Annotated in this window: 9 protein-coding genes; 2 read left to right on the top strand and 7 right to left on the bottom strand. The window is 69.9% G+C overall.

What is annotated here, in order from left to right; genetic code table 11:
* The first annotated feature begins 225 nt into the window (after nt 1–225).
* The gene (locus tag A7A76_RS13790; RefSeq protein ID WP_206411724.1) at nt 226–822 is read left to right on the top strand and encodes a response regulator transcription factor; all 597 of its coding nucleotides are present in this window, start codon (nt 226–228) and stop codon (nt 820–822) included.
* A 113-nt stretch (nt 823–935) separates the two neighbouring features.
* On the opposite strand, the gene A7A76_RS13785 is transcribed toward A7A76_RS13790, so the two are convergent.
* The 4 genes from A7A76_RS13785 to A7A76_RS13770 form a co-directional block, all read right to left on the bottom strand.
* Complete coding sequence (locus A7A76_RS13785) at nt 936–1,388, bottom strand: copper chaperone PCu(A)C (protein ID WP_206411723.1); 453 nt, start codon at nt 1,386–1,388, stop codon at nt 936–938.
* An 8-nt stretch (nt 1,389–1,396) separates the two neighbouring features.
* Nucleotides 1,397–2,005 carry an SCO family protein gene (locus A7A76_RS13780; protein WP_206411722.1) on the bottom strand — a complete coding sequence of 203 codons (609 nt, stop codon included), beginning with the start codon at nt 2,003–2,005 and terminating at the stop codon, nt 1,397–1,399.
* 297 nt (nt 2,006–2,302) lie between these two features.
* Nucleotides 2,303–2,983 carry a hypothetical protein gene (locus A7A76_RS13775; RefSeq protein WP_206411721.1) on the bottom strand — a complete coding sequence of 227 codons (681 nt, stop codon included), beginning with the start codon at nt 2,981–2,983 and terminating at the stop codon, nt 2,303–2,305.
* 105 nt (nt 2,984–3,088) lie between these two features.
* Complete coding sequence (locus A7A76_RS13770) at nt 3,089–3,397, bottom strand: hypothetical protein (protein WP_206411720.1); 309 nt, start codon at nt 3,395–3,397, stop codon at nt 3,089–3,091.
* A gap of 226 nt (nt 3,398–3,623) precedes the next feature.
* On the opposite strand from A7A76_RS13770, the gene sctU reads away from it, so the two are divergent.
* Complete coding sequence (sctU, locus tag A7A76_RS13765; protein WP_206411719.1) at nt 3,624–4,733, top strand: type III secretion system export apparatus subunit SctU; 1,110 nt, start codon at nt 3,624–3,626, stop codon at nt 4,731–4,733.
* A gap of 161 nt (nt 4,734–4,894) precedes the next feature.
* Here sctU and sctT read toward each other — a convergent pair whose 3' ends face one another.
* From sctT to A7A76_RS13750, 3 genes are all read right to left on the bottom strand, one after another.
* The gene (gene sctT / locus A7A76_RS13760) at nt 4,895–5,689 is read right to left on the bottom strand and encodes a type III secretion system export apparatus subunit SctT (protein WP_206411718.1); all 795 of its coding nucleotides are present in this window, start codon (nt 5,687–5,689) and stop codon (nt 4,895–4,897) included.
* Nucleotides 5,690–5,708: 19 nt separating this feature from the next.
* Nucleotides 5,709–5,975, bottom strand: a complete 267-nt coding sequence (gene sctS / locus A7A76_RS13755; protein WP_074871139.1) for a type III secretion system export apparatus subunit SctS — start codon at nt 5,973–5,975, stop codon at nt 5,709–5,711.
* 147 nt (nt 5,976–6,122) lie between these two features.
* Nucleotides 6,123–6,622: EscR/YscR/HrcR family type III secretion system export apparatus protein (locus A7A76_RS13750; protein ID WP_206411717.1), on the bottom strand; the 500-nt coding region annotated here is incomplete at its 5' end.

Raw genomic sequence — 6,622 nt, 5'->3', positions numbered from 1 at the left:
CTGGATCCCCGCCTTCGCGGGGATGACGATCTGGGAGAGGCGAGGCGAAAGCCATCGCCGCCATACCGCGAAACTTACCCACCGTCATGCCCGCGAAGGCGGGCATCCAGGGCTTCACCGCGACATGGCTCCGAGGTCTCCCGCCCCAACCACACCCTTGGACACTTTGTCCTGTGGCAGTTTGCCGCACGCCCGCCGCGCGGGCCCCGGCGTAGGATGCCGCGCATGAACGCAACCACGCCCCCTCGTGCCGTTGTGAACGGCCCCCTCGGCCCGGGCCTGATCGTCGACGACGACGACACCTATGCCGCCACCCTGCAACGCAGCCTCGCCCGTCGCGGCATCCAGGCGCGCACCGCCGGCAGCGTGCGCCAGGCGCTGGACCTGGCGTTGCAGCAATCGCCGGCGTTCGCCCTGGTCGATCTGAAGCTCGGCGTGGAGTCGGGTCTGCAACTGATCCGGCCGCTGCGCGAGCTGCGCGCCGACATGCGCATCGTCCTGGTCACCGGCTACGCCAGCGTCGCCACCGCGGTGGACGCGATCAAGCGCGGCGCCGACGACTATCTGCCCAAGCCGGCCAGCGTCGGCGCGATCCTGGCCGCGCTCGGCATCGATTCGCCCGACACCGCGCCGCTGCCGACGCAGGCGCCGGACACGATGATGCCGCTGCGGCGGCTGGAGTGGGAGCACATCCAGCAGGCGCTCAACGACACCGGCGGCAATATCTCGGCGACCGCGCGCCTGCTCGGCATGCACCGGCGCTCGCTGCAGCGCAAGCTCGGCAAGCGGCCGGGGCCGGAGCGCAGCGTCGTCGGGCTGTAGCGCCAGCCCCTGCAGGAGCGGCGCGAGCCGCGACCGCGACAACCCAACTGCGCCGAAACTTCCGCAATGGTTGCGTCGTCGCGGTCGCGGCTCGCGCCGCTCCTACAGGGGGATCACGAGGCCGGCGTCGCGAGCGGGCGGACTTCGGCTTGCACTTCCTGCTCGCTGCGCTTGCCGGCCGCGTCTTCGAAGATCAGGGTCAGCGCGACCTGCTGCCCCGCGCGCAGCGGCTGCTTCAGGCCGATCAGCATCAGGTGATAGCCGCCCGGCGCCAGCGCGACCGCGCGGCCTTTCGGCAGCGCCAGCGCGGCGATCTGGCGCATGCGCATGGTCTGGCCCTGCATCGCCATCTCGTGCACTTCCACCTGTTCCGCGGCGGCCGAGCGCGCGCCGACCAGGCGCAGGTCGCGCGGCGCGGTCAGCCGCATGAAGGCGCCGGTGGCCGGTTGCTGCGCGACCGTCGCGCGCACCCACGGCGCGTCCACGGCCACTTGCGCCCAGGCGGCGGGCGCCGCGCACGACAGCGCGGCGGCGAACAGCAGGCAACGCAAACGATCGCTACGCATGTCGAGCCTCACAGGATCTGGCGGATGTCGTCGACGCACTCGGCCGCGCTCTGCTCGTGGCGCAGCGCCATGCGCAGGCGGCCGTGGGCGTCGTAGACGTAGCTGAGCGCGGAGTGGTCGATGGTGTAGGTCGCGCCGGTCGGCACCTTCGCGTAGACCACGCGGAACGCCTTGGCGGTCTCGGCGATGCGCTGCTCGCTGCCGCTCAGGCCGATGAAGCTCGGGTCGAAGGCCTGGGTGTAGGCCTGCAGCACCGGCGGCGTGTCGCGCGCGGGGTCGAGGGTCACGAACAGCACCTGCAGGCGCGCGCCGTCGGCGCCGAGCAATTTGCGGATCTGCACCGCGCGGGTCAGCGCGGTCGGGCATACGTCGGGGCACAGGGTGAAGCCGAAGAACAGCAGCACCGGCCGGCCGTAGAAATCGGCGAGAGTGCGTTCGCGGCCTTGCGGGTCGAGCAGGCGGAAGTCGCCGCCGAAGCCGGGGCGCAGGCTCAGGTCGATGCCGTGCAGTTGCAGCTTGGGTTCGGCGCGGCCGCAGGCGCTCAGCAGCGCGGCCGCGCCGGCCGCGGCGAGCAGGCGGCGACGCGAGGGCGAAGGCGGAGCGGGCAGGTCGCGCATGCGGGCGGCTTCGGTGCGAAGAGGCCTGCATTGCAGCACCGGCGCTGCGCGCAAGGATGTGGCTCAGTGTCGCAGCGGCGTTTTTGCGTGGGCCCTCACCCCAACCCCACCCCGGCCCGAACGCAGAGCGTTCGCGCGTTCGGTGCTGCGCGAGCCGATGGCTCGCAAGCGCAGCCCCTCACCCCGCGAGCGGGAGAGGGGCTTGCGACGCCGCCTCGTAAAGTTCGCGCTCGATCCCGCCATAGCGAAACAAAGCCCCTCTCCCGCTCGCGGGAGAGGGGTTGGGGTGAGGGCCGCTCAAAGATCGCGAACCACCCACCCGCTCGGCAACGGCGCCTCCGCCACATCCAGCACCGCCTGCGCGACCTCTTCCGGCGAGCGCCCCGCGCGCCAGGCATCGGCCAGCGCGCGCAGACGCTCGCGGGTGGCGCGGGTGTAGGCGCCTTCCATCTCGTTCTGCGCATCCGCGGCGAGCTTCTGCGGATACAGCGTGCGCGCGTCCTCGCTGCGGTTGAGCAGGGCGATCAGCCGCGCCAGCGCGGTGCGGAAGGTCTGCGCGCCCAGCGCGGTGCGCTGGGTGCGCTGCAGATGCCACACGGTCAGGTATTCCACCGGCCCCAGCTGGCGCCGCGGCGTCGCGCCGAAGAAATGGCTCGACAGCGCGCTGACCGCGACCGGCCCGGTCGCATCCGGCAACCGGGTCGCGCCCCAGGAGCTGAGCGCGCCGCCGGGCAGGTCCATGCGCCGCAGCGCGGTGCCGAAGGTGTCGGCGAGCAGTTGCTGGGCGCGCGCGTCGTCGCTCTCGGCGACCACGCCGAGCAGGCGGATGAACAAGGGGTAGCGGTCCTCGCCCAGGCGCCGGACTACGCGCTTGAGCACGCTGAGCCGGTACTCCGGGTCGCTGTGCGCGGCCAGCGCGGACACCAGCCGGTCGGCGGCGGCGCGCAGGGCTTCGGGCGAGGGGACGGAGTCGGTCACGGCGGGCGCTGCAGGGCGAAGGGCGCTAGTAGCCTAGCCGAGCGGGCCGGCGATGCGGCGGCCGGGCCGGTCTGCGGATCGATCCGGAGCCTGGGCGGCCGCGGTTCAGGCGGTCAGCGAATCCAGCACCGCCTCGGCGCCGCGGTCGGCGGCGGCGGACAGGTCGAGCTGGCCCAGCTCGTGCTCCAGGCGGGTGTCGCCGGGCAACTGGCGCTCGCCGGCGGGCACGCCGTGCCAGGCGGCGGCGTTGAGGGTCTCCTCGCCGGGGTCGACCGCGGGCGGGGCATAGGCGGGGACGGCCTCGGCGAGCGCGCCCGGCGCCTGCGCCGCCGGCTCGCGAACGCGCAACGCTTCCAGCGTCTGGCTGTCCAGGCCAGTGCGGTCGATGCGCGAATCGGGGCCGATGGTGCTCATGCGGGCGGTGGGGGCGGTCGCGGTTTGGGGGATGGGCGCAATGTAGCCCCGGGGCGCGGAAACGGCCAACTCGGGGCGACCCTAGGTGCGGTGGGCGTGCCCATCGCGCGTTCAGGCGCCGACCGCCGCGGCCTGTCGCAGGCCCGGCGGCGATTGCTGACAGCCGCCACTTCCGCACTGTGGCCTGCGTGCTAGCCTCGGTGCCCTTCCCGCAGCAGGGCCGCGCATGGCGAAGGACCAGGGCGCCGACAAGACCGAGCCGCCGACCCAGAAAAAGATCCGCGACGCGCGCAAGGAAGGCAATGTCGCCAAGAGCAAGGAGCTCACCAGCACCGTGCTGGTGCTGGGCTGGGTGGTGTGCGGCTGGCTGATGATGGACTTCATGCGGCTCAAGCTGATCCGCCTGTTCGAGACCAGCCTCAGGGCGGTCAACCAGCCCTTCGGCGACGCCCTGCGCGAGGTCGGCGGTTCGGCCTTCGAAACCCTGCTGTGGCTGACCCTGCCGCTGCTGGCGATGGCGGTGTTCCTCGGCGCGATCGTCGAATTCCTGCAGGTCGGCCCGATCCTGGCGCTGGGCAAGCTCAAGCCGGCGATGGACAAGATGAACCCGGCCGAGGGCGTCAAGAAGATGTTCTCGCTCGACAACGTGGTCGAGCTGGTCAAGTCGGTGATCAAGAGCGCGGCGCTGATCGGCATCGGCGTGTTCGTGATCTACAAGATGCTCGGCCAGCTGATGCTGCTGCCCTACGCGCCGCCCGAAGCGATGGGCTCGGGCATCTGGCACGGCCTGGTGCGGATCGTGGTGTGGACGATCTTCGTGTTCTTCTTCGTCTCCGCCATCGACGTGTGGTACCAGAAGTTCTCCTACCTCAAGCAGTTGCGCATGAGCCGGCGCGACATCCAGCAGGAGGTCAAGGAGAACGAGGGCGACCCGCACGTGAAGAGCCGGCGCCGGCAGTTGCATCAGGAATGGTCGCAGCAGAACATGCTCAACGCCGTCCGCCAATCCAACGTCGTCGTGACCAACCCCACCCACATCGCCATCGCCCTGCAGTACGAGCACGGCATCACCGACCTGCCGGTGGTGGTGGCCAAGGGCGAGGGCTACATGGCCGAGGCGATCAAGCGCGCCGCGGTCGAGGCCGGCGTGCCGATCCTGCAGAACATCGAGCTGGCGCGCGGCCTGCACGAGCGGGTCGAGCTGGACGAGTACATCGGCAACGAATTCTTCGAGGCCGTGGCCGAAGTGCTGCACTGGGCCGAGACCATGCGCCGCCTGCGCGACGGCGACGACAGCGCGCCGGAACTGCCGCCGCCGCTGGACGAGCCGCGCTGACGCAAGCCGTGTAGCTTTCCGTGCGCTCTACTCCTGCACGTTTCTCCCTGTAGGAGCGGCGCGAGCCGCGACCGCGACAACGCAACTGCGTCGCAACTTCCGTCGTGGTTGTGTTGTCGCGGTCGCGGCTCGCGCCGCTCCTACAAAAAGCGGCAACGCGATTACGCCGCGCCGAAGGCCTTGTTCAAGGCTTCGATCAAGCCGCGATTGCCGGAGATGCGCTCCAGCACGATCTCCACGTACACCCCCAGCATCAGCAGCACGATCCAGGTCGCCAGCCAGGCCTTGATCGGCATGGTGATGGTGAACACGTTGAGCTGCGGGGCGAAGCGGTTGACCAGGCCGAACGACAGGTCGATCAGCAGCAGCACCACCATCGCCGGCGCCGCCAGCACCAGCAGCGCGCTCATCAGGTAACTGAACTGGCCGACGAACAGCTCCATGCCGGCCGCGTGCAAGGTCGGGAAGAACGACACCACCGGCCACATCGCATAGCTGGCCATCAGCAGGTCGAGGAACACCAGGAACGCGCCGCTGGCCATGAACAGCCAGGTCGCGAACTGCGACAGGAAACTGCCGTGCAGCGAGGCCTGGTGGCCCTGGATCGGGTCGAACACCTGCGCCAGGGTCATGCCGACCTGGGTGTCGATGACGTTGCCGGCGGCGCTGATCGCCCAGAACACCATGCCGAACACGAAGCCGATCGACACGCCGATGAACAGTTCCTTGAGGATGATCGGCGCGAACTGCAGCGCGTTGAGCTGGCTCAGCGGCACGCCGTTCATCGCCACCGGGATGGCGATGATCGCCAGCGAGACCATGAAGCTGTTGCGCACCAGCGGCGGCATGTTCTCCGAGGTCAGCAGCGGCAGCATCATGAACGCGCCGAGCACGCGCGGCAGCACCAGCCCCAGCGCGAGCAGCAGGTTGCCGCCGTTTTCGACGTCCAGGATCATCGCGTCGGCGCCGCGCGCATCAGTGCCGGATCATGCCGGGGAAGTCGAGGAAGATGCGGTCGGCGAAGGTGTACAGGGTGCCGCCGATCATCGACGCGGTGACGAACAAGGTCACCACGATCACGGTGAACTTGATCGCGTAGGCGAAGGTTTGCTCCTGCAATTGCGTGGCGGCCTGGATGAAGGCCACCACCAGCCCGACCACGGCCGCGGCCACCACCGGCGGACCCGACAGCAGCAGGGTCAGCCACAGGGCCTGTTTGGTCATTTCGAGCATGTCGCCCATGCGAGAGATCCGTTAGTGCGGGAGGCGGCGCGTGCGGAGCGGGGTTGGGGACGGCAAGAGCGGAGTCAGGAAACTGCGGTTTCGTGGATGCCGTGAGCTCGCGCGCCATCGAAATCGCCGCGCCGCCCCAGTTCCTCAACCACCGCCTTACCCGCCATACGTCAACACCAAGCCATGCACCAGCTTCGCCCAGCCGCCGATCAACACGAACAGCAGCAGCTTGAACGGCAGCGACACGGTGGTGGGCGAGAGCATCATCATGCCCAGCGAGAGCAGGATGTTCGACACCACCAGGTCGATGATCAGGAACGGCAGGAAGATCAGGAAGCCGATCTGGAACGCGGCGGTGAGTTCGCTGACGGTGAAGGCCGGGATCACCACGATGAAGTCGTTGACGCTGATGTCGGCGCGCGCGTTCGGCGGCAGCAGGCGCTGGGCGCTGCGCAGGAAGAACGCGCGCTCGGCGTCGCTGGAGTGCTTGATCAGGAACTTGCGCAGCGGCTCCTTGCCGGCGTCCATCAGCTGCAGCAGGCGCGCGGCGTCCATCTTGCCGCCGAGCACGGCCGAGGGCGCCGGCGTCGGGCGTTTGGCGGCGGGCGCCGTTGCGGCCGATGCAGGCGCGGCAGCGTTGGCGGTTGCGGGCGCTG

This window comes from Lysobacter enzymogenes, from assembly GCF_017168095.1.
Lineage (GTDB): Bacteria > Pseudomonadota > Gammaproteobacteria > Xanthomonadales > Xanthomonadaceae > Lysobacter > Lysobacter enzymogenes_D.
This window is presented reverse-complemented; position numbering and strand designations above follow the sequence as displayed.